The organism is Tepidimonas thermarum, from assembly GCF_007556705.1.
GTDB classification, from domain to species: Bacteria; Pseudomonadota; Gammaproteobacteria; order Burkholderiales; family Burkholderiaceae_C; genus Tepidimonas; species Tepidimonas thermarum.
Map to the genome: position 1 here is coordinate 1 of NZ_VJOL01000052.1, position 18246 is coordinate 18246.

The window sequence follows — 18246 nt, forward strand, 5'->3', positions numbered from 1 at the left end:
AGCAAGATCGCATAAGCGGCTTCCAAGGGGTTGGTTTCGACTCGTATTGCCATGAGGGTTACACTCCTTTCTCGAAGTCATGGCGTCAGACCCACCCTCGCGCTGTCTGCTGGGCGGGGAGCGTAGGCGCGTAGCGCCGGAGATCCCCGCCCAGCAGACAACCGGCAAAATGGAATTTACAGAAAGAACGATACACAACTGCCGCGAGCAGCTCATCGGACAGAGCTTTCGCATCCTCTACCCCAGCGCCGACGAGTTCGAGCGCATTGGCGAGCGCATCATGCGCCGCCTGGGCGGGCGCCTAGCGGGCCAGACCTTTTGGTGCCACGTGACCGGGCGCGCGCTCGACCGCGCCGACCCGCACGCCGCGGGCATCTGGAGCTTCGAGGATCTGTCCTCGCGGCGGCCCGTGCGGGCCGAGCTGACGGCGCGCGAGCGCGAAGTGGCCAGCCTCGTCCTCAAGGGGCTGACCGCCAAACAGACGGCCAAGGTGCTGGGCATCAGCCCGCGCACGGTCGAGATCTACCGCGCACGCCTGCTGCGCAAGTACGGCGCCAGCAGCACGTTGGACCTGGTGCAGCGCCTGCTGACCGCGTGAACACCGGGCGGTGCGGGATTGTCCCCGCCGCCTGTGGGCGATGCTGTGGACAAGCTGCGGGAGAATGCGGGAAAGCCCGCAACCACAAGCCTTGGCACAGAGTGCCTCTTTTTTCAGCAATCCCGGAGCGGACAACGCGCCGCAGCGCGCACCGGAATCACGACCGCGCACCACGCATCGAGCGGCAGGCGGCAGGCGGTTGGGATTGCGTCCGCGGGACTGGATCGCGCCGGCGGAACGCGGACGCGTTGGCGCACAATCGCGTGCGGCGCGCTTGGCATGCCACACCCTGCACGTACCTCGTCACGCCCACGGCCCACCCGCATGGATACCACCACCCTGCCCCCGCTGCTCACCGCCGTGCTGGCCGCACCGCAGCTTGGGCTGTCGTTGGGGCTGGGCGCCATCGTGGGCCTCATCATGGCGCTCACGGGCGCCGGCGGCGGCATCCTGGCGGTGCCGCTGTTGGTGTTCGGATTGCACCTGCCGCTGCCCCAGGCCGCGCCCACCGGCCTGATCGCCGTGGGCACGGCCGCGGCGCTGGCCGCCGCGCTCGGCCTGCGCGACGGCATCGTGCGCTACCGCGCGGCAGGTTTCATGGGCCTGTTTGGCATGGCCGTGGCACCGCTGGGCGTGTGGCTGGCGGCGCGGCTGCCGGCGCCGCCCCTGCTGCTGGGCTTTGCCGCGCTGCTGTTGCTGGTGGCCTGGCGCAGTCTGCGCGCCGCCCCAAGCGGTGACGCCGGCGCCGATGCCACCATCCCCTGCCGGCTCGACCCTGCGCAGGGCCGCTTGCGCTGGACCGGGCGCTGCGCGCGCACCCTCGCCGCCACGGGGTTGACGTCGGGCCTGCTCAGCGGCCTGTTTGGCGTTGGCGGCGGCTTTGTCATCATCCCGGCCCTGCAGCGGGTGAGCAACCTCGACTTGCGCAGCATCCAGGCCACGGCTTTGGCGGTGATCGCGCTGGTTTCGGCCAGCGGCGTGGTGGCAGCATCCGCCAGCGGCGCCTTGCCCTGGGCGGTGGCCCTGCCGTTTGGCGCAGGGGCCGTCGCCGCGCTGCTGGCCGGGCGTGCGCTGGCGCAGCGGCTGCACCCCAAGCACCTGCAACGCGCCTTTGGCCTGCTCACGCTGGCGGTGGCGCTGATGATGGTCGCGCGCGCCTTCGGCTGGCGCTTGGGCTAAGGCCGGGCGCAGCACGCCGCGCGGGGGCGTCACTGCCGTGCCGTGCGCACGTTCAGTGGCGGCTGCTGCGGGTGGCTGGTGCGCCAGGGGTTGATGTCGAGCCCACCGCGGCGGGTGTAGCGCGCGTACACGCTCAGGCGCACCGGCCGGCAGCGCGTCCAGATGTCCATGAAGATGCGCTCCACGCACTGCTCGTGGAATTCCTGGTGCTGGCGAAAACTCACCAGGTAGCGCAGCAGCCCCTCCTGGTCGATGGGCGCACCGCTGTAGGCGATTTGCACGCTGCCCCAATCCGGCTGTCCCGTGACCAGGCAGTTGCTCTTGAGCAGGTCGCTGGTCAGCACCTCCTGCACCGGCGGTTGGGAGGGATCGGCGCGCAGCAGCTCGGGCGCGGGCTGGTAGTGCGTGCACTCGACGTCCAGGCGGTCCAGGCTCAGGCCCGCCAGGGGTTGCACCGCCTCCGCCTCCCACTCGTGTGGCAGGCGCAGGCGCACGCCAATGCTGCCCGTGCGCTCGCTGCCGCGCCACAGCGCTTCGCTCACGTCGGCGCGCAAGCGCTCCCGCACCGCCTCGGCGCTGGCAAAGCGCGTCTGGTGCAGGCTGTTGAGGTAGAGCTTGAACGACTTGCTCTCCACCAGGTTGGGCGTCTCGGCGGGAATCGTGAAATGCGCCAGCGCCACCTGCGGCTTGCCGCGCTCGTTGAGCCAGCTCAGCTCGAACGCCGTCCACAGATCGGCACCGGTGAACGGCGGCGTGCCGGTGATGCCGATCTCGGCGCGCTTCGGGGCGCGCGGCAGCGGGCAGAGCAGCGTGGGGTCGTAGGTATCGGTGTAGGCGGTCGAGCGGCCCAGGGGGGCATCGGCCAAGCCAGGTAGGACGGCGGCCCGGGTGGGATCGACGGCGGGGATGGACGCGGTGGAATCGGCAGACATGGACAGAGGAAAGAGCTGGCGCGGCGCGCCAGCGGTCGAACAGTGGTCAAACGGCAGTCAAACGGTGAATTCGCGCTCGCGCAGCCACTTGGTGGCCACCCATTTTTCCCCCTCCAGCACCGGGGCGCCGCCGTGCAGGGTATGGGTGGACGGGTGCGGCTCATCGTAGGCAAAAAAGACGGCGTGGCCACGCTGGGGCATGACCTCCAGCCCCACGTCGGGGAATACGGTACCGCCCCCCCGCACCGGCTCGTTGAGGTACATCACCAGGGTCGCCACGCGCTGGCCGCCGCGCTCGAGGATGCGCGGCGTGCCAGGCGCCGCCGGGTCGAAATAGTCATAGTGGGGCTTGTACTGCGCGCCGGGGCCGTAGCGCAGCACCTGCAGGCCCTCACCGTTTTCCACCGGCCAGTGCACCAACCGGGCCAGCCGCGCTTCGATGCGCTGGATCAGCGGCGACTCGCCACGGCGGAAGAACATGCCGTCGCTGGTGCGGTCGGCGTTGAGCTCCTCGCCACCGGTCTGGGTCTGCACGGTGCGCGAGCGCTTGAGCCGCGGCGCTGCGGCTTGGATCAGGGCGTCGCACTCCTCGGCCGAGAGCAGGTTGCCCAGCACCGCCAGCCGGGGACGGCGCAGCGCCACGTGCACCGTGACGATGCGATCGCCCAGGTCGAGCGCCCGCGGCGCGCCCGCCAGGTCGAGGTAGGGCCGCGGCACGGCCGGGGTGGGGCTGCCACCCTGGGCAGCACGCGCCACGGTGCGGGCCGCCGCTGCCACGGCCGCGGCGTCACGCGGGGCCGGCGCCGCGCGTGTGCCCAGGTAGGCCTGCAGCGCCTCCTCCATCGCGTCCAGCGCCACCGACTCCTCCCAGCCGGCGCGGCGCATCGCCTGCAACACCGACTCGGGCGTGCAACCGGCCCGCGCTTGCTCCACGATCCAGGTTTTGAGTTCCGGGGTCACCGTCTGCGTCATGGCCACCTCTCCTGTGCGCCCACGCCGCGCGCCCGGCCCTGCACCTGCTGCGGGCCGGGCGCGCCGTGTCACGCGCGCGCCTCGCGCCGAAACACTAGGCGCTGCGGGCTGGACACCTCGGGCGCGTAGGCATAGCCCTCGCTGTCAAAGCCTTGCAGCGCCTCCACACTGCGCGCCCGGTTCAGCGCCGCCCAGCGCGTCATCAGCCCGCGCGCGCGTTTGGCCAAAAAACTGATCACTTGGTAGCCGCTGCCGCGCCGCTCCTCGAACACGCAGGTGACCACGCGCGCACGCAGCGCCTTGGCGTCGACGGCCTTGAAGTATTCCTCGCTGGCCAGGTTGACGACGATGCCGTCGTCCTCCTGCGCGCGCTGCGACAGGTATTCGGCGATGCGCGTGCCCCAAAACTGGTAGAGGTTGCGCCCGCGCGGCGTGGCCAGGCGCGTGCCCATCTCCAGCCGGTAGGGCTGCATCCAATCCAACGGTCGCAGCACGCCGTACAGGCCGCTGAGGATGCACACGTGCTGTTGCAGCCACGCCAGATCGTCGGCCGACAGGCTGCGCGCGTCCAGCCCTTCGTAGACGTCGCCATTGAAGGCGAGGATGGCCTGTTTGCTGTTGTCGGGACCAAACGTGGGCTGCCACGCCTGGTAGCGCGCCACGTTGAGCTGCGCCAGCGCGTCGCTCAGGTCCATCAGCTCGGCGACCTCCTGCGGCGATTTTTGCCGCAGGATCGCGATCAACTCGGCCGCCTGCTCGACGAACAGCGGCTGCGTGGCCACCGTGGTCGTGGGTGGCGTTTCGTAATCCAGCGCTTTGGCGGGGGACAGGATGAACAACATCGGTGCGGGACCTCCGGGCCGCCATGATAGCGGCGCCGGTTCAGTCCGCCAGATCCCCGGCAAGGCTGGCCAGCGTCTCGGGCGGGATCGTCACATGCGCCGGGTAGTTGGTGTGGTCGCAACCGAGCTTGACCGCGGCACCCGCCTTGATCGCGGCGCGCATGGCGGGCGTGAACTCGAAGCGCAGAAAATGCACCGCCGAGGTCTTCTCGGGCGTTTCGCGGTCCAGGTCCTCGTCGGCGATGGCGTAGACACGGCCATGCCCTTCGACCTCGACGAACATGCGGTCCTCGATGCCGATGAGGCGCGCCAGCTCGCGGCGGCGCTCGTGGATGTCGGGGTACTCGATCATCATCGTCGCCTTCCAGTTGGTGCCGTCGGGCACCAGCGGGGCATAGGCGTCGATTTCGTCCTGGATGCCCTCTTCCTCAAAGATTTTTTCGATGCGCAACATCTCCTGGATCTGGTAGCGCATCGACAGCTCGCTTTCGAACTGCACCGTCACATGCTCGCCCAGGTGCACGGTGCGCAGCTTGCGGTGCGCGATCACCTCGGGCTTGTGGACTTTGCGCCACTTGGCATAGGCTTCCAGCGGCATCAGCGTCTCGCGCGTGATCTTGCCGGTCAGTTGCATCGTGGTGATCATGGTGACTCGCGGGGTGGTGGGTTCAAGGGGGACGGGGGCTGTCAAGCGTCCTTCAGGCCGTAGGCGGTGGCCAGCATGGTCAGCGGGTGCATGAGCCGGGGCGCGCCGAGCTGGTTGACCTCAAAGCCCTGCGCGATGTGGTGGCCCCCCAGCGGACAGTCGGAGCCGATGACATCCGGCGTGCCGCCCGCCTTGTGCTGCGCCATGCTCTTGAACGCGGGTTTGCCGATCTTCATGGCCACTGGGTGCGTGGCTTTCTTGACGCCGTAGGTGCCGGCGTGGCCGCTGCAGCGCTCCAGCGTCTGCACGTCGGTGTCGGGGATGAGCTTGAGGATTTCCTCGGTCTTGCGGCCCATGTTCTGCACGCGGCTGTGGCACGGCACCTGGTAGCTGACCTTGCCCAGGCCGCGCTGGAAATCGGTGCGCAACAGCCCGTCGCGACGGCGCGCGCTCAAATACTCGAACGGGTCCCACATCGCCTCCTTGACGAGCTGCACGTCGGCGTCGTCCGGAAACATCAGCGGGATTTCCTGCTTGAACATGAGGGTGCAGCTCGGCACCGCGCTCAGGATGGCAAAGCCGTCGCGCGCATACTTGGCCAGCACCGGGATGTTGGCCTCCTTGGCCGCCGCCACCGAGGCCAAGTCGCCCAGCTCGAGCTTGGGCATGCCACAGCAGCGCTCTTTTTCCACCAGCGTGTAGGGGATGCCGTTGTGGCGCAGGATGGCCAGCAGGTCCAGCCCGATGCCGGGTTCGTTGTAATTGACGTAGCAGGTGGCAAAGATCGCCACCTTGCCCGGTGTGCGCTCGCCATCGACCACCTGCACCTGCGGCGCGGGCGGCGCAGACCGGCGCAGGGTGCGGCTGGCCAGCTCGGGCATCCAGGCGTCGCGGTGCACGCCCAGCACGTGTTCCATCAGCGCGCGCGCCGGTTGGGTGCGGTTGACCGCATTGACCGTTTGCACCACGATGGGGATGCCCGCCAGGCTGCCGTGCACGTCGGTGGAGGCGAGAAACTTCTCGGCCGCCTTGACCTCGCCCTTGCGGAATTTGATCGCCTTGGCGCGCAGCATGGTGTGCGGAAAGTCCAGGTTCCACTCATGCGGCGGTGTGTACGGGCACTTGGTCATGTAGCACAGGTCGCACATGTAGCACTGGTCGACCACTTTCCAGTAATCGGCCTTGTCCACGCCGTCGAGCTCGCCGGTCTTGCCCTCGTCGATGAGGTCGAACAACGTTGGGAACGCCTGGCACAGGCTGACGCAGCGGCGGCAGCCGTGGCAGATGTCGAAAATGCGCTCGAGCTCCGCAAAGCACTGGGCCTCATCGTAGAAGTCGGGGTTGCGCCAATCGAGCGGGTGGCGCGTGGGGGCTTCGAGGTTGCCTTCGCGGGCCATGGGAATCTCCTGAGGGGCGGGCCGTGGTGCGCTGCGGCACCCGGCCCTTGTTGTTGTCATGTCGGCGCCATTCGGGGCGCCATTGAGTGCACCATTAGCGGCGCCATTCGGGGCGCCCTATCAGGCCACCCCGGTGTGGGCGGCCCGCGCTTCAATCGACCAGCTCGGCCAGCGCCTTGGCGTAGCGGTTGGCGTGCGAGCGCTCGGCCTTGGCCAGCGTCTCGAACCAGTCGGCGATTTCGTCGAAGCCTTCCTCGCGCGCAGTCTTGGCCATACCCGGGTACATGTCGGTGTACTCGTGGGTTTCGCCCGCGATGGCCGACTCCAGGTTTTGGCGCGTGGTGCCGATGGGCATCCCCGTGGCCGGGTCACCGGCTTGCTCCAAAAACTCCAGGTGGCCGTGGGCGTGGCCGGTTTCGCCTTCGGCGGTGGAGCGGAAAAGCGCCGCCACGTCGTTTTGGCCTTCCACATCGGCCTTGTTGGCGAAGTACAGGTAGCGCCGGTTGGCCATCGACTCGCCCGCGAAGGCGTCCTTGAGGCACTGCTCGGTCTTCGATCCCTTGAGTTGCGGCACGCTGATCTCCTGATAGGGTGGTTCGGTGAAGCGCCGCCGCGCGCCGCTGTTGGTGACGGCCACGCGGCAGACGAATACACCATAGCCGGCTTTGCACCGATCGTCCATACGGATCGCTCAATGCGATGGATTGATTTCATCAATAGGGGCGGCGGTTGTCGCTGGGACGGCCCCCACGGGCGGCACGCCGGGTGCCGCCGCCTACAATTTCAGCTTTGACCGTCGCCGTTGACCGTCACCTAGTTTGCCCGCCGGGGGCCGCCGCGCCCCCGCCCGGCCCTACCCCGCACCGAGAATACGCCATGTCCGAACCCGTCGATCAACCGGGCCTGCAGAGCCTGCCCAAGTCGTTCGAACCCGCCGCCGTGGAGCGCCGCTGGGGCGCCGAGTGGGAAGCGCGCGGCTACGGCCGCGCCGGCTGGCGCGGCACCGGCCAGGCCGATGCGCAGGCCGCCGCGCAGGGGCACAACTTCGCCATCCAGCTGCCGCCGCCCAACGTCACGGGCACGCTGCACATGGGCCATGCGTTCAACCAAACGATCATGGACGCGCTCACGCGCTACCACCGCATGCGCGGGTTCAACACGGTCTGGATCCCCGGCACCGACCACGCCGGCATCGCCACCCAGATCGTGGTCGAGCGCCAGCTGCAGGAGCAAGGCCTGAGCCGCCACGACATGGGCCCGACGCCGGAGGAGGCGCGCAAAAACTTTGTCGCCCGGGTGTGGGAGTGGAAGGAAAAAAGCGGCAACACCATCACGCGCCAGATGCGCCGCCTGGGCGACAGCGTGGACTGGAGCCGCGAGTACTTCACCATGGACGAGCGGCTGTCGCGCGTGGTCACCGAAACCTTCGTGCGGCTGTATGAGCAGGGGCTGATCTACCGCGGCAAGCGCCTGGTCAACTGGGACCCGGTGCTGATGAGCGCGGTCTCCGACCTCGAAGTGGAAAGCGAGGAGGAAGACGGCTTTCTGTGGCACATCGCCTACCCGCTGGCCAACGGCGAAGGCCAGTTGGTGGTGGCCACCACCCGGCCCGAGACGATGCTGGGCGACGTGGCGGTGATGGTGCACCCGGACGATGAACGCTACCGCCACCTCATCGGCCAGTACGTGCGCCTGCCGCTGTGCGGGCGCGACATCCCCGTCATCGCGGACGCCTACGTGGATCCGGCTTTTGGCACCGGGGTGGTCAAGGTCACGCCCGCGCACGACCCCAACGACTACGCGGTAGGCCAGCGCCACCAGCTGCCGCTGATCAACATCTTCCACCTCGACGCCACGGTCAACGACAACGCGCCCGCACCCTACCGCGGGCTGGACCGCTTCGAGGCGCGCCGGCGCATCGTCGCCGACCTGGAGGCCGCCGGCCTGCTGGTGGAGGTGAAGAAACACCGCCTGATGGTGCCGCGCTGCGAGCGCACCGGCCAGATCGTCGAGCCGATGCTGACCGACCAGTGGTTCGTCGCCATGACCAAGGTCAGCCCGCAGGACCCCACCGGCAAGAGCATCGCGCAAAAGGCCATCGACGCCGTCGCCAGCGGGCAGGTGCGCTTCGTGCCGGAAAACTGGGTCAACACCTACAACCAGTGGATGAACAACATCCAGGATTGGTGCATCAGCCGCCAGCTGTGGTGGGGGCACCAGATCCCGGCCTGGTACGACGCCGAAGGCAACGTCTACGTGGCGCGCACCGAGGCCGACGCCCAGCGCCAATTCGAAGCCTACGTGGCCCATCTGGGCGAGGCGCAGCGCGCGCGGCTGCTGGCCGCGGGCCTGACGCGCGACCCGGATGTGCTCGACACCTGGTACTCCAGCGCGCTGGTGCCCTTTAGCACGCTGGGCTGGCCGCAAGCCGCCACCCCATCGGAAGCTGGCGGCAGCACCGGGCGGGAACCGGGCGATTTCCCGGCCGAAGGACGGATGAGCCCAGGCACGTCCCGTGCTGACGGCAGCGCTGCCGTCAGCACCTGCGACTACGACCTGTACCTGCCCAGCACCGTCCTGGTCACCGGCTACGACATCATCTTCTTCTGGGTCGCGCGCATGATCATGATGACGACCCACTTCACCGGACGCGTGCCGTTCCGGCACGTGTACATCCACGGGCTGGTGCGCGACGCCCAGGGCCGCAAGATGAGCAAGTCCGAGGGCAACGTGCTGGACCCGGTGGACCTCATCGACGGCATCGACCTGCCGGCGCTGCTGGACAAGCGCACCACCGGGCTGCGCAAGCCCGAAACCGCCCCCGCCATCCGCAAAGCCACCGAAAAGGAGTTTCCGCAGGGCATCCCCGCCTACGGGGCCGATGCCTTGCGCTTTACCTTCGCGGCGCTGGCGTCGCTGGGCCGCAGCATCAACTTCGACAGCAAGCGCTGCGAGGGCTACCGCAACTTCTGCAACAAGCTCTGGAACGCCACCCGCTTCGTGCTCATGCACTGCGAGGGACGCGACTGTGGCCTGGCCGAGCACAGCGCCGACCAATGCGCGCCGGGCGGCCCGTTCCACGGTTACCTCAGCTTCTCCGCGGCCGACCGCTGGATCGTCTCGGAACTGCAGCGCGTCGAGGCCGAGGTGGCGCAGGGCTTTGCCGACTACCGCCTCGACCTCGTCGCGCAGGCCATCTACGCCTTCGTCTGGGACGAGTTCTGCGACTGGTACCTGGAAATCGCCAAGGTGCAGCTGCAAACCGGCGACGCGGCGCAGCAGCGCGCCACGCGCCGCACGCTCATCCGCACGCTGGAGACCATCCTGCGCCTGGCGCACCCGATCATCCCGTTCATCACCGAGGAGCTGTGGCAAAAAGTGGCACCGGTGGCCGGCCGCGCCGGCCCATCGGTGATGCTGGCACCCTACCCGCAAGCGCAGCCCAGCCGCATCGACCCCACGGCGCAGGCCGAGGTCGCCCAGCTCAAGGCCATGGTGGAAGCCTGCCGCCGCCTGCGCGGCGACATGGGCGTGTCGCCGGCGCAGCGCCTGCCGCTGTACGCGCTGGGGGCGGGGGATTTTCTGGGCCGCTGGGCCCCGGTGTTGCAGGCGCTGGCCAAGCTCAGCGAGGTCAAGGTCTTTGCCGACGAAGCGGCGTGGAGCGCCGCTGCCCAGGCCGCGCCGGTGGCCGTGGTCGGCGAGGCGCGCCTGTGCCTGTTCATGGCCATCGACGTCGCCGCCGAGCGCGCCCGCCTGGACAAGGAAATCGCGCGCCTGCAAGGCGAAATCGCCAAAGCGCAAGGCAAGCTGGGCAACGAGGCCTTCGTGGCCAAGGCCCCGCCGGCCGTGATCGAGCAGGAGCGCCAACGGCTGGCCGATTTTTCGGCCACCCTGGCCAAGGTGCAGGCACAGCGCGCCCGCCTGGGCTAAGCGGCTGCCCGGCGGCCGCTGCGGCCTACCCGGGCCATCCCGCCAGGGGCGCCGGCTGCGGGCCCAAACGAAAGCCCCCAGGCGCATACCGCGCAAGGGGGCTTGAGGGCTTGTGGGCTTGGGCAGTACCCGCGCGGCCACCACCCGGTGATAACCGCGGCGGCGCGCACCCGGCGCCGATCAGCGCCGCTTCAGGATCGAAATGTGTTCGTTGCCGTTCGATTCCTGATGCAGCAACTCGTTGCCGGTCTGCTTGGCAAAGGCCTGAAAATCCCGCACCGAACCGGCGTCGGTCGCAATCACCTTGAGCACCTGGCCGCTGGTCATTTCGGCCAGCGCTTTTTTGGCCTTGAGAATGGGCAGCGGACAGTTGAGGCCGCGCGCATCCACTTCACGGTCGATTGGCATCGTCATAGGCTTACCTCTGGGGAAGCGCGATTGTAAAGCCGCTGCCACGCGCGCCCGCACACGCCCCCGGGAAACCCCCAAGGCAGCGGGGCATCACACCCCCCGACGCCCCATGACGGGGCACCGCCACTACGCCGGAAACACCCCGGTCGAAAGATAGCGGTCGCCACGGTCGCAGACGATGAACACGATGGTCGCGTTCTCCACCGTCTGGGCAATCTGCTGCGCCACCCAGCACGCCCCAGCGGCCGAGATACCGGCAAAAATGCCCTCCTCACGCGCCAGGCGTCGGCACATCGCCTCGGCGTCGGCCTGGCTGACATAGACCAACTCGTCCACCCCCGAGGGGTCGTAGATCTTGGGCAGATACTGCGGCGGCCACTTGCGGATGCCCGGGATGCGCGAGCCCTCGCTGGGCTGCGCACCGATGATGCGGATGGCGGGATTGCGCTCCTTGAGGTAGCGACTCACGCCGGTGATCGTGCCCGTGGTGCCCATGGCGCTCACGAAGTGGGTGATGCGCCCCCCGGTCTGTTTCCAGATTTCCGGGCCGGTGGTCTCGTAGTGGATGCGGGGGTTGTCCGGGTTGGCAAACTGGTCCAGCACCCGCCCCTTGCCCTCTTTTTCCATCTTCTCGGCCAGGTCGCGCGCGTACTCCATGCCGCCGCTCTTGGGGGTCAGGATCAGCTCGGCGCCAAAGGCCTTCATGGTCTGCGCGCGCTCGACCGACAGGTCCTCCGGCATGATCAGCACCATGCGGTAGCCGCGGATGGCCGCCGCCATCGCCAGCGCGATGCCGGTGTTGCCACTGGTGGCCTCGATCAGCGTGTCGCCCGGGCGGATGTCGCCGCGCTCCTCGGCGCGGCGGATCATCGACAGCGCCGGCCGATCCTTGACCGAGCCGGCCGGGTTGTTGCCCTCCAGCTTGCCCAGCACCACGTTGCCGCGGGCGCGGTTGTCCGGCTCACCGATGCGCTGCAGCGCCACCAGCGGTGTCTGGCCAATGGCATCTTCAATGGTCGGGTAGCGGCGCACGCGGCGGCGGGCGGATGCGGGGCGGGACGGGGAAGACGGTTGGTTCATGGCGTTACGCAAGCAAAACAGGCCTTCTGCGCGATGGCCCGCGCAGGACACCCCTGTGACTGTGCCATAATTTCGGGCTGGCGCGCCGGAGTGGCGAAATTGGTAGACGCAGCAGATTCAAAATCTGCCGGTGGCGACACCGTGCCGGTTCGAGTCCGGCCTCCGGCACCAACGCGCCCGATCCCCCATCCAGCTCCCCGCGCCTTCGCGGCGCGGGCGTCGGGATTGCACGGGCGGCCCTCCCTCCCCGTCCCCACCGTCAAACCGCCGTTGGGCGCGCCACCAGGCCGTGTGCGACCGTCGGGTAGCGCAGGCGCAACCGCAGCTCCTCGCGCAAACGGCGGTTGACCAGCCGGCGCGACTCGTTCATGAACGACAACACCATCAGCGGCAGGTGCCGCTCGGCACCTTCGCGCGGGATGCGCGGCGGCCGCGGCAGGCCCAAGCGATCCGCGACCAGGTCAAAGTAGTCGCCCATCTTGAGTTCGGTGTCGTCGCAGACATTGACCACGCGCTGTGGCCGCCCGCGCCACAGCGCCAGCGCGCAGGCGCGCGCCAAATCGTCGGCGTGGATGTGGTTGGTGTAGACATCGTCCTCGGGCCGCAACACGGGCGTGCCCCGCAGCAGCCGCTGCGCCGGCCCGCCATCGCGATCGGCCGCATAGATGCCGGGGATGCGCAGCACGCTCACCCGCGCTCCGGTGCGCCGTCCCCACAGCCGCCACTGCTGCTCGGCATCCCAGCGCCGCCACGCGCGCGGGGTGGCCGGCGCGGGTGGGCGGGTTTCGTCCACCCGCGCACCGGCGCAATCGCCATACACCCCACTGGTCGAACCGTACACCAGCGCCACAGGGGCGCGCCGGCGGGCCAACGCCGCCGCCAACGCGCGCGAACGCGGGTCGCGCCGCCAATCGGTCAGCCCCTCGGATGGCGGCGGCGCCAGGTGCAGCACGCGGTCGGCCAGACCGGCCAAGCGCTGCAACGAACCCGGCACGTCCAAATCCCCCACCAGGGGGGTGATGCCATGCGCGCGCAAGGCCGCCACCCGCTCGGGGCTGGAGGTCAACGCCAGCAAGCGCACCCGGCCGGCCAACAGCCGCGCGCTGCGCAGGCCCACATCCCCACACCCGACGATCAGCACCCGCGCGCGCCGAAACCGCGCTGGCAACGCCCCACCCACGCCATTGAACATCGATCTCCACCCCTCGAGGGCCACACGGCCCCGGCAGGGCCGCTGCCGCCGCGCTGCGCATGGCACGCGCGCATTTGCGACAATCCCGCCCTGTTTTGACGATTCTGACGACACGGCCTGCGGCCGCACCACCTGCCAGTATGACATTCACCATCACCGTCGAACCCAGCGGCCGCACCTTCGCGGCCACCGAGAACGAGACCCTGCTGGCCGCTGCCATCCGGCAGGGCATCGGCTTGCCCTACGGCTGCAAGGATGGCGCCTGCGGCTCGTGCAAATGCCGCAAGCTCTCCGGCACCGTCACCCACGGACCGCACCAGGACAAGGCCCTCAGCGCCGAGGAAGAAGCGGCGGGCCTGATTCTGACCTGTTGCGCCACGCCGCACAGCGACGTGGTCATCGAGTCGCGCCAGGTGACCGCGGCCGGTGCCTTCCCGGTCAAAAAACTGCCCGTGCGCGTGCTGCAGCTCGAGCGCGCCGCGCCCGATGTGATGATCGTGCGGCTTCAGCTGCCCGCCAACGACACGTTCGACTACCACGCCGGCCAGTACATCGAATTTCTGCTGCGCGACGGCGCGCGCCGCGCCTACTCGATGGCCACCGCGCCGCACCTGAAGTCCGACACGCCCACACTCGAGCTGCACATCCGCCACATGCCGGGCGGCAAATTTACCGACCACGTCTTTGGCGCCATGAAGGAGCGCGACATCCTGCGCATCGAAGGCCCGTTTGGCAGCTTCTACCTGCGCGAGGGTTCGGACAAGCCCACCATCCTGCTCGCCTCGGGCACGGGCTTTGCGCCCATCAAAGCCATCGTGCAACACATGCAGCACCAAGGCATCACGCGTCCGACCTGGCTGTATTGGGGTGGCCGCCGCCCGCACGACCTGTACCAGGACGCGTGGGTGCGCGAAGCGGCCGCCGCGCTGCCCAACCTGCACTACGTGCCCGTGGTCTCCGACGCGCTGCCCGAAGACGCGTGGAGTGGGCGCACCGGATTCGTGCACCGCGCCGTGCTCGAAGACCACCCGGACCTCTCCAATTTCGAGGTCTATGCCTGCGGTGCGCCCATCGTGGTCGATTCCGCCCGGCGCGACTACGCCGCTGCCGGCCTGCCCGAAGACGCCTTTTTCGCCGATGCGTTTACGTCGGAGGCTGACAAAGCCGCTGCCGCCTGAGCGTTCGCACGGCCGCCCCTGGCCTTAGCCCTGCGCCAACAACCGTCGCACGTCGTCGGCCAGCGCCTGTGCGCCGCTGCCGTAGCGGTGGTACAGGCGCAGGCGACCTTGGGTGTCGTAGACGTAGCTGCCGGCGGAGTGGTCCATGGTGTAGCTCGTCGGGGTCTTGCCTTCGACCTTTTTGTAATACACCTTGAAGGCCTTGGCCAGGGCGGGCAGCTCCTCGGGGGTGGCGCGCAGCGCCAAAAAGCTGGGGTCGAAGCTGGCCATGTAGGCGCGCATGATCTCGGGCGTGTCGCGCTCCGGGTCCACGCTGATGAAGATCCCCTGCAAGCGCTCGCCGTCGGGCCCGAGCAGCCGTTTGGCCTGCGCCAACTCACCCAGCGAGGTCGGGCACACATCCGGGCACTGCGTGTAGCCGAAAAACACCACCACCACCTTGCCGCGAAAGTCCGCCAGCGTGCGCCGCTGCCCATTCTGATCGGGCAGATCGAAATCCTGCGCGTAATCCGCACCCGTGATGTCGATGCCGTGAAAGGCCGGCGCGCGCTCGCCGCACCCCGCCAGCCAACCGGCACCCAGGGTCAGCACGGCCAGCCCGGTGCCGCCCAGCAACCGGGCCAGCAAGCCCCGGCGTGGCAACCCGGGGCGACGCGCAGGGGGGGTGTCGGGGAAGGGGCGATCGCTCATATCGACATGACCAGGTAGTGGTCCACCAGCATGGCGGCAAACAGCAGCGACAGGTGGATCAGCGAGAAGCGAAAGGTTTTGCGCGCCAGCGCATCGGAATACGACCGCCACAGGCGCCACGCGTGCCACACGAAGCCAGCGTTGAGCACGACCGCCGCCAGCAGGTACAGCCACCCGTTCATGCGCAGCAGGTAGGGCAGCAGGCACGCCGCAAACAGGATCAGGGTGTAGAGCAGGATGTGCAGCCGCGTGAAGTCCGATCCGTGCGTGACCGGCAGCATCGGCAAGCCGGAGCGCCGGTAGTCCTCCACCCGGTACAGCGCCAACGCCCAAAAGTGCGGCGGCGTCCACAAAAAGATGATCAGAAACAGGATCAGCGACTCGGCCGTGACAGCATCCGTCATCGCCGCCCAGCCCAGCACGGGCGGCATGGCGCCGGAGGCGCCGCCAATGACGATGTTTTGCGGCGTCAGCGGCTTGAGGATCACGGTGTAGATGACCGCATAGCCCACGAACGTGGCCAGCGTCAGCCACATGGTGAGCGGGTTGACCGCCACGTACAGCAGCGCCGAGCCCAGCGTGCACAACACGGCCGAAAACACCAACGCCTGGCGCTGGCTCAGCTCCCCCTTGGCGGTGGGGCGCCAGGCGGTGCGGCGCATGCGCGCGTCGATGTGCTGCTCGATCAGGCAATTGAATGCGGCCGCCGCCCCGGACACCATCCAGATACCCAAACACGCGACGGCCATGGTCAACCACTGGGCGGCGCTGGGCCAGCCGGGCACCGCGAGCACCATGCCAATCAGCGCGCAAAAGACGATGAGCTGGATGACGCGCGGCTTCATCAGCACGTAGTACTGCCGCCACGTCGGCGGCAGCGCGCCGGCCACCGGGGAGTGCGATGCCGTCATGCCCGCCGCTCCTGCCAGGGTGTGCCCGCGGGGCGCGCCACCGTGCCCTGCCGGGCCGCCTGCGGATGCGCCACGGCCAGCCAACCCGTCAGCACCACCACCAGCGCGGCCGCGCCACCGGTGTGGGCCACAGCCGCCAACAGCGGCCACTCCAACACCACGTTGCTCAGCCCCGTGACCAGCTGCCACGCCGCCAGCGCCCACAGCCAGCGCGCCTGGCGGCCCAAGCCCGCGCGCCGCAACGCCCATCCCATACCGAGCAGCGCGGCCAGCACCAGGTAGGCCATCAGGCGGTGCGTGTAATGGATGGCGGTCAGCGCGGCAAACGGCAGCGCCTCACCGCTGCGCAATTCGCCCAACGGGCGCCAGAGTTCAAAGCCGCGCGCAAAGTCCATTGGTGGCCACCACTGCCCCTGGCAGGTGGGGAAGTCGCGGCACGCCAACACCGCGTAGTTGGTGCTGACCCAACCGCCCAGCGCCACCTGCAGCACCACCAGCCCCAGCAGGGCCCACAGCCAGGGCCGCCATCGCGGGCCCATCTGCAACGCCTGCCGCAACAGCCCGTCGGCCTGGCCAAAGCGCACCGCCTGCACGCGCAGCAGCGCGAGCAGCGTCAAGCCGCCGAGCAGGTGCAGCGTGACGATGGCCGGAAACAGCTTCATGGTCACCGTCCACGCCCCAAACGCGCCTTGCACGCACACCCACAGCAGCGACAGCCACGGCCACAGCAGCGGGATGGTGCGGTCGCGCCGCCGCTCGATCAGGCTCACCACCGCCATCACCAGGATCAGCGCCCCCACGGCCGTGGCCAGGTAGCGATGGATCATCTCGATCCACGCCTTGGAAAACGTCACCGGCCCGGTGGGCATCGCCGCCTGGGCGGCGGCAATGTCCGCGTGCGCGCCCAATGGGCTGGCCGCCCCGTAGCAGCCCGGCCAGTCCGGGCAGCCCAGACCGGAGTCGGTCAGGCGCGTGAAGGCGCCAAACAACACCAGGTCGAAGGTCAAAAACAAGGTCAGCACGCTCAGCGCCTGCAGCCGCTGCACCGTCCCGGCCCCGCGGCGGCGCAGCCACACCCACAGCAGCGGGCCGGCGGCGATCAGCAGCCCCAGCAGCATCATCCGAAACACCGGCGTCCAGTCGTACCAGGTTTGCATGAGCACCTCACGGACGTCCCGGTCGATCCCATGAACTGGACGCGCGCATCAGACGCTCCAGGTCGCGCAGGATTTTGGACGGGTCGGCCTGGGCCGGAAACCGCATCATCCAATGGCCCATCGGGTCCACCACATAGAGGTGGTCAGACAGGCGTGCGCCCGGCGCCGGTTGCAGCCAGGTCGCCAGCTGCGCCTCGTCCACCCACAACACGGTTGCGGTCTGCAGCGCCGGGCGCAGGCGCTCCGGCAATGGCCGCGCGCCGGTGCGCAACCACACCCAGTCCAGCCGGTCCTTGTCTTTGCCCAGCGCCTCGCGCAGCTGGCGTTGCCAGTACAGGTGCTGCTCGCACTGCGCGTCGCAGGCGCTGTCGGCCACGCTGATGAACAGCCACTGATGCGCCAGCGAGGGCAACGGCACCTCCCGCCCCTGGGCGTCGATGCCCACCAGGGGCGGCAGCGGCCGCTGCGGCTCGATCAGTTCGCCGTAATTGCGGCGGCCCTCCGGGCGAATGACGTAATACGTGACATACGAGGCGATGACCGGCGAGGCGCTGACCAGAAACAACAGCAGCATCTTCCAGCGCCCGGCGCGCGTGGCCGCCGCAGCCCGCACGGTCCCCTCCCCCGCCGTGGGCAGGCTGTGCACGGTCATGGTGAGCGGCTCATCATGGGACATCGGCCGTGCCGGCGCGGGCCCGTCGCCGCGGGGAGAGGAATTGGAACCAGACATACAGACCCAACAAAAGCGCGGCCAGCGCAAACCACTGGACGGCATAGCCCACGTGTTTGGCCGGATCGACCGCCACGGCCGTCCAATCGCGCAGCAGCGCCACACCCTCGACGGTCCGCTCGGGCGGCGCGGTTTGCTGCACCGACGCCGGCCACAGGGTCAACCGCCACTCGGCGGCAAACGCCTGCACGTCGATATTTTAGTTGTGTATCGTTCTTTCTGTAAATTCCATTTTGCCGGTTGTCTGCTGGGCGGGGATCTCCGGCGCTACGCGCCTACGCTCCCCGCCCAGCAGACAGCGCGAGGGTGGGTCTGACGCCATGACTTCGAGAAAGGAGTGTAACCCTCATGGCAATACGAGTCGAAACCAACCCCTTGGAAGCCGCTTATGCGATCTTGCT

Annotated in this window: 18 protein-coding genes and 1 tRNA gene; 5 read left to right on the plus strand and 14 right to left on the minus strand. The window is 68.8% G+C overall.

The window, feature by feature from the left end; genetic code table 11:
* The first annotated feature begins 169 nt into the window (after window positions 1–169).
* Window positions 170–598 carry a PAS and helix-turn-helix domain-containing protein gene (locus Tther_RS10975; RefSeq protein WP_143903797.1) on the plus strand — a complete coding sequence of 143 codons (429 nt, stop codon included), beginning with the start codon at window positions 170–172 and terminating at the stop codon, window positions 596–598.
* A gap of 324 nt (window positions 599–922) precedes the next feature.
* Window positions 923–1777 (plus strand): sulfite exporter TauE/SafE family protein, encoded by an 855-nt coding sequence (locus Tther_RS10980; RefSeq protein ID WP_143903799.1) that lies wholly within the window; start codon window positions 923–925, stop codon window positions 1775–1777.
* Between the two features lie 29 nt (window positions 1778–1806).
* Here the strand turns inward: Tther_RS10980 and queF are convergent, their stop codons facing one another.
* The 6 genes from queF to Tther_RS11010 form a co-directional block, all read right to left on the minus strand.
* On the minus strand, window positions 1807–2709 hold the full coding sequence (gene queF, locus Tther_RS10985) for an NADPH-dependent 7-cyano-7-deazaguanine reductase QueF (RefSeq protein ID WP_143903801.1): 903 nt from the start codon (window positions 2707–2709) through the stop codon (window positions 1807–1809).
* Window positions 2710–2766: 57 nt separating this feature from the next.
* The gene (locus Tther_RS10990; protein WP_143903803.1) at window positions 2767–3681 is read right to left on the minus strand and encodes a 2OG-Fe(II) oxygenase; all 915 of its coding nucleotides are present in this window, start codon (window positions 3679–3681) and stop codon (window positions 2767–2769) included.
* Window positions 3682–3749: 68 nt separating this feature from the next.
* Complete coding sequence (gene yaaA, locus Tther_RS10995) at window positions 3750–4523, minus strand: peroxide stress protein YaaA (RefSeq protein ID WP_143903805.1); 774 nt, start codon at window positions 4521–4523, stop codon at window positions 3750–3752.
* Window positions 4524–4563: 40 nt separating this feature from the next.
* Window positions 4564–5157 (minus strand): DUF3501 family protein, encoded by a 594-nt coding sequence (locus tag Tther_RS11000; protein WP_143903825.1) that lies wholly within the window; start codon window positions 5155–5157, stop codon window positions 4564–4566.
* Between the two features lie 53 nt (window positions 5158–5210).
* Entirely contained in the window at window positions 5211–6566 is a 1356-nt protein-coding gene (locus tag Tther_RS11005; protein WP_143903807.1) for a (Fe-S)-binding protein, read from the minus strand.
* 151 nt (window positions 6567–6717) lie between these two features.
* On the minus strand, window positions 6718–7140 hold the full coding sequence (locus Tther_RS11010) for a rubrerythrin family protein (protein ID WP_043698586.1): 423 nt from the start codon (window positions 7138–7140) through the stop codon (window positions 6718–6720).
* Window positions 7141–7442: 302 nt separating this feature from the next.
* Here Tther_RS11010 and Tther_RS11015 point away from each other — a divergent pair, with 302 nt between their 5' ends.
* Window positions 7443–10496: a valine--tRNA ligase gene (locus tag Tther_RS11015; RefSeq protein ID WP_143903809.1), complete on the plus strand. Its 3054-nt coding sequence runs from the start codon at window positions 7443–7445 to the stop codon at window positions 10494–10496.
* Window positions 10497–10676: 180 nt separating this feature from the next.
* Here Tther_RS11015 and Tther_RS11020 read toward each other — a convergent pair whose 3' ends face one another.
* Together Tther_RS11020 and cysM are read right to left on the minus strand one after the other, a co-directional pair.
* Complete coding sequence (locus Tther_RS11020) at window positions 10677–10904, minus strand: sulfurtransferase TusA family protein (RefSeq protein ID WP_143903827.1); 228 nt, start codon at window positions 10902–10904, stop codon at window positions 10677–10679.
* Between the two features lie 129 nt (window positions 10905–11033).
* A complete protein-coding gene (gene cysM / locus Tther_RS11025; protein WP_143903811.1) occupies window positions 11034–11987 on the minus strand; it encodes a cysteine synthase CysM in 954 nt (317 codons plus the stop codon).
* An 84-nt stretch (window positions 11988–12071) separates the two neighbouring features.
* Here cysM and Tther_RS11030 point away from each other — a divergent pair.
* Window positions 12072–12158, plus strand: a tRNA-Leu gene (locus tag Tther_RS11030).
* 88 nt (window positions 12159–12246) lie between these two features.
* On the opposite strand, the gene Tther_RS11035 is transcribed toward Tther_RS11030, so the two are convergent.
* Window positions 12247–13179, minus strand: a complete 933-nt coding sequence (locus Tther_RS11035; RefSeq protein ID WP_143903813.1) for an NAD-dependent epimerase/dehydratase family protein — start codon at window positions 13177–13179, stop codon at window positions 12247–12249.
* A gap of 140 nt (window positions 13180–13319) precedes the next feature.
* Here Tther_RS11035 and Tther_RS11040 point away from each other — a divergent pair, with 140 nt between their 5' ends.
* Window positions 13320–14357, plus strand: coding sequence for a CDP-6-deoxy-delta-3,4-glucoseen reductase (locus Tther_RS11040; RefSeq protein ID WP_143903815.1), 1038 nt, complete (start codon window positions 13320–13322; stop codon window positions 14355–14357).
* 24 nt (window positions 14358–14381) lie between these two features.
* On the opposite strand, the gene Tther_RS11045 is transcribed toward Tther_RS11040, so the two are convergent.
* From Tther_RS11045 to Tther_RS13305, 5 genes are read right to left on the minus strand one after another with little or no spacing between them, the layout of a single operon-like run.
* Complete coding sequence (locus Tther_RS11045; RefSeq protein ID WP_143903817.1) at window positions 14382–15047, minus strand: SCO family protein; 666 nt, start codon at window positions 15045–15047, stop codon at window positions 14382–14384.
* Window positions 15044–15958, minus strand: a complete 915-nt coding sequence (cyoE, locus tag Tther_RS11050) for a heme o synthase (RefSeq protein ID WP_143903819.1) — start codon at window positions 15956–15958, stop codon at window positions 15044–15046. Before cyoE ends, Tther_RS11045 begins: the two co-directional genes overlap by 4 nt.
* Window positions 15955–17115 carry a COX15/CtaA family protein gene (locus Tther_RS11055; RefSeq protein WP_143903821.1) on the minus strand — a complete coding sequence of 387 codons (1161 nt, stop codon included), beginning with the start codon at window positions 17113–17115 and terminating at the stop codon, window positions 15955–15957. Before Tther_RS11055 ends, cyoE begins: the two co-directional genes overlap by 4 nt.
* A gap of 7 nt (window positions 17116–17122) precedes the next feature.
* Window positions 17123–17845 carry an SCO family protein gene (locus Tther_RS11060; protein WP_143903823.1) on the minus strand — a complete coding sequence of 241 codons (723 nt, stop codon included), beginning with the start codon at window positions 17843–17845 and terminating at the stop codon, window positions 17123–17125.
* A complete protein-coding gene (locus tag Tther_RS13305; RefSeq protein ID WP_185975077.1) occupies window positions 17781–18035 on the minus strand; it encodes an SURF1 family cytochrome oxidase biogenesis protein in 255 nt (84 codons plus the stop codon). The genes Tther_RS11060 and Tther_RS13305 overlap by 65 nt, the downstream gene beginning before the upstream one ends.
* Between the last annotated feature and the right edge of the window lie 211 nt (window positions 18036–18246).

What these genes read in the sequence shown, in the direction of transcription:
- Tther_RS11020 (WP_143903827.1), bottom strand. Translation starts at nt 10,904, where the DNA reads ATGCCAATCGACCGTGAAGTGGATGCGCGCGGCCTCAACTGTCCGCTG.
- Tther_RS10990 (WP_143903803.1), bottom strand. Translation starts at nt 3,681, where the DNA reads ATGACGCAGACGGTGACCCCGGAACTCAAAACCTGGATCGTGGAGCAA.
- cyoE (WP_143903819.1), bottom strand. Translation starts at nt 15,958, where the DNA reads ATGACGGCATCGCACTCCCCGGTGGCCGGCGCGCTGCCGCCGACGTGG.
- Tther_RS11060 (WP_143903823.1), bottom strand. Translation starts at nt 17,845, where the DNA reads ATGTCTGGTTCCAATTCCTCTCCCCGCGGCGACGGGCCCGCGCCGGCA.
- Tther_RS11040 (WP_143903815.1), top strand. Translation starts at nt 13,320, where the DNA reads ATGACATTCACCATCACCGTCGAACCCAGCGGCCGCACCTTCGCGGCC.
- Tther_RS10975 (WP_143903797.1), top strand. Translation starts at nt 170, where the DNA reads ATGGAATTTACAGAAAGAACGATACACAACTGCCGCGAGCAGCTCATC.
- Tther_RS11055 (WP_143903821.1), bottom strand. Translation starts at nt 17,115, where the DNA reads ATGCAAACCTGGTACGACTGGACGCCGGTGTTTCGGATGATGCTGCTG.
- queF (WP_143903801.1), bottom strand. Translation starts at nt 2,709, where the DNA reads ATGTCTGCCGATTCCACCGCGTCCATCCCCGCCGTCGATCCCACCCGG.
- Tther_RS11035 (WP_143903813.1), bottom strand. Translation starts at nt 13,179, where the DNA reads ATGTTCAATGGCGTGGGTGGGGCGTTGCCAGCGCGGTTTCGGCGCGCG.
- Tther_RS11045 (WP_143903817.1), bottom strand. Translation starts at nt 15,047, where the DNA reads ATGAGCGATCGCCCCTTCCCCGACACCCCCCCTGCGCGTCGCCCCGGG.
- Tther_RS11000 (WP_143903825.1), bottom strand. Translation starts at nt 5,157, where the DNA reads ATGCAACTGACCGGCAAGATCACGCGCGAGACGCTGATGCCGCTGGAA.
- yaaA (WP_143903805.1), bottom strand. Translation starts at nt 4,523, where the DNA reads ATGTTGTTCATCCTGTCCCCCGCCAAAGCGCTGGATTACGAAACGCCA.
- Tther_RS11005 (WP_143903807.1), bottom strand. Translation starts at nt 6,566, where the DNA reads ATGGCCCGCGAAGGCAACCTCGAAGCCCCCACGCGCCACCCGCTCGAT.
- Tther_RS10980 (WP_143903799.1), top strand. Translation starts at nt 923, where the DNA reads ATGGATACCACCACCCTGCCCCCGCTGCTCACCGCCGTGCTGGCCGCA.
- Tther_RS11015 (WP_143903809.1), top strand. Translation starts at nt 7,443, where the DNA reads ATGTCCGAACCCGTCGATCAACCGGGCCTGCAGAGCCTGCCCAAGTCG.
- cysM (WP_143903811.1), bottom strand. Translation starts at nt 11,987, where the DNA reads ATGAACCAACCGTCTTCCCCGTCCCGCCCCGCATCCGCCCGCCGCCGC.